Origin of the sequence: Pseudomonas sp. (genome assembly GCF_049645325.1) — a bacterium.
In the GTDB taxonomy this organism is placed as follows: domain Bacteria; phylum Pseudomonadota; class Gammaproteobacteria; order Pseudomonadales; family Pseudomonadaceae; genus Aquipseudomonas.
The window spans coordinates 1-2,790 of record NZ_JBARTQ010000637.1; the positions used below are offsets into that span (position 1 = coordinate 1).

2 protein-coding genes are annotated in these 2,790 nt (G+C 63.3%); both read left to right on the forward strand.

What is annotated here, in order from left to right; genetic code table 11:
- Positions 1-104: 104 nt before the first annotated feature.
- On the forward strand, positions 105-1,109 hold the full coding sequence (locus WBB95_RS27040; RefSeq protein ID WP_424490363.1) for a ligase-associated DNA damage response exonuclease: 1,005 nt from the start codon (positions 105-107) through the stop codon (positions 1,107-1,109).
- Positions 1,106-2,740: an ATP-dependent DNA ligase gene (locus WBB95_RS27045; protein WP_424490364.1), complete on the forward strand. Its 1,635-nt coding sequence runs from the start codon at positions 1,106-1,108 to the stop codon at positions 2,738-2,740. Before WBB95_RS27040 ends, WBB95_RS27045 begins: the two co-directional genes overlap by 4 nt.
- The last annotated feature ends 50 nt before the right edge of the window (positions 2,741-2,790 follow it).

Here is a 2,790-nt window from a genome sequence, read left to right on the forward strand (position 1 = left end):
CTTCGCGAGCAAGCCCGCTCCCACAATTGACTGCCTGCATTTAGATAGAACTTCTCAAGTCTCACTCCCCTCCTAACTGATAAGCCCACTGCCCCGGCACGCCCATGGACCTTGTCATCGCCCGGCCCGAAGGCCTTTATTGCCCCGCCGGAGATTTCTACATCGACCCCTGGCGGCCGGTCGAACGCTCAGTCATCACCCACGCTCACGGCGACCACGCCCGCACCGGTAACCAGCATTACCTGGCCGCCGCCCCCGGCGAAGGCATCCTGCGCTCGCGCCTGGGCCAGGACATCAACCTGCAAACCCTCGCCTATGGCGAAAAGCTCATGCATCACGGCGTCACGCTGAGTTTCCACCCAGCCGGGCACGTGCTCGGCTCGGCCCAGGTGCGCCTGGAATACAAAGGCGAAGTCTGGGTCGCGTCCGGCGACTACAAAGTTGAGCCCGACGGCACTTGTGCGCCCTTCGAGCCCGTGCGTTGCCACACGTTTATTACCGAATCCACCTTTGGCCTGCCGATCTACCGCTGGCAACCCCAGGCGCAGATTTTCGCCGGGATCAACGACTGGTGGCAGGCAAACATCGCGGCAGGCAAGGCCAGCGTGTTGTTCTGTTACTCCTTCGGCAAAGCCCAGCGCATTCTGCACGGCATTGACGCCAGCATCGGCCCGATCCTCAGCCACGGCGCCGTCGAACCCTTGAACCGCGTGTACCGCGAAGCCGGCATCTACATCCCCGAAACCTTGTACGCCGGCGACTTCAAAAAAACCGATGCGCTGCTGCGCCAAGCGCTGATCATCGCCCCGCCGTCTGCCGGCGGCAGCAGTTGGATCAAGCGCTTCGGCGACTACAGCGATGCGTTCGCCAGCGGCTGGATGCGCCTGCGCGGCACACGGCGGCGGCGCGGTGTGGACCGAGGTTTTGTACTCTCGGACCACGCCGACTGGCCCGGCCTGTTGTGGGCCATTGAACAAACCGGTGCCGAACGCGTGATGGTCACCCACGGTTCCGTCGGCGTATTGGTGCGCCACTTGCGGGAAAAAGGCCTGGACGCCCAGGGCTTCAGCACCGAATACGGCGATGACGAAGAAGAGGCCACGGCATGAAAGCCTTCGCCGAGCTGTACGCCAACCTCGACGCGACCACTTCCAGCAACGCCAAGCTGGCGGCGCTGCAAGCCTACTTCCGGCAAGCGCCGCCGGAAGATGCCACCTGGGCGGTGTACTTTTTATCCGGCGGGCGCCCCCGGCAATTGGTGCCCACGCGCTTGCTGCGCGACATGGCCACCGAAGCGTCGGGTATAGCGCCATGGTTATTCGAGGAGAGTTACCAATCGGTGGGCGACCTGGCCGAGACGATTTCCCTTCTATTACCGGAATCAACCTACACCTCGGAAGACGGTCTCGCGGTGTGGCTGGAAGAAAAGCTCCTGCCTTTGCGTGGCCTTCCGCCCCTGGAACTGGCCGAACGCCTGCCTGCGCTGTGGGCGCAGCTGGACCAACCCAGCCTGATGGTGTGCATCAAGTTGATCACCGGCAGTTTTCGCGTCGGCGTGTCCAAATTGCTGGTCACCCGCGCGCTCGCGGCCCTGGCCGACCTCGACAGCAAACGTGTGGCCCAGCGGCTGGTGGGCTACACCGACTTGTCCAACCGTCCGACGGCTGAGGGTTACCTCAAGCTGATCGCGGCCGAATCGCCCGACGAACATGCGCAACGCGGCGGGCAGCCTTATCCGTTTTTTCTCGCCCATGGGTTGTCACAACCGGTGGAGCAATTCGACGCCCTGCTCGGCGCGCCCGACGACTGGCAGGTGGAGTGGAAGTGGGACGGCATTCGCGCGCAACTGGTCAAGCGCGAGGGCCGGTTGTGGGTCTGGTCACGTGGCGAAGAGCTGGTCACCGAGCGTTTCCCCGAACTCCACAGCCTGGTCAGCGGTTTACCCGATGGCACGGTGATCGACGGCGAGATCGTGGTATGGAAAGACTCGGTGCAACCTTTCGCCCTGCTGCAACAGCGTATCGGCCGTAAAACCATGAGCAAAAAAGTCCTCGACGAGGCGCCGGTCGCGGTCCTTGCCTATGACTTGCTGGAGCATCAGGGCCATGACTGGCGCAACCACACCCAAGGCGAACGCCGCGCCCAACTTGAGCAGGTTATTGCGCAGTGCAACCAGCCGGTGCTGCTGCCATCGCCGCTGCTGACGGGCACGAGCTGGGCAGACCTGGCCCAGCAACGCGAAGACTCTCGCCGCCTCGGCGTGGAAGGCATGATGCTCAAGGCCCGCGATGGCCTGTACGGCGTGGGCCGTACCAAGGACATGGGCGTGTGGTGGAAGTGGAAAGTCGACCCGTTCAGCGTCGACGCCGTGTTGATCTACGCCCAGCGCGGTCACGGTCGACGCGCCAGCCTGTACAGCGATTACACCTTTGCCGTGTGGGACGGCCCGCCCGGTACCGAACGCACGCTGGTGCCGTTTGCCAAGGCCTATTCGGGGCTGACCGACGAAGAGATGCGCAAGGTGGATGCGATTGTGCGCAAAACCACGGTGGAGAAATTCGGCCCGGTCAGCAGCGTGACACCGAGCATGGTGTTTGAACTGGGGTTTGAGGGGATTGCCCTGTCCAAGCGGCACAAGAGCGGGATTGCGGTGCGGTTTCCGAGGATGTTGCGGTGGCGGCAGGATAAGGCGGTGGAGGATGCCGACAACCTGGCGACCCTGCAGGACTTACTGACCTGACATAAATCCCCCTGTGGGAGCGGGCTTGCTCGCGAATACGGTGGGTCAGT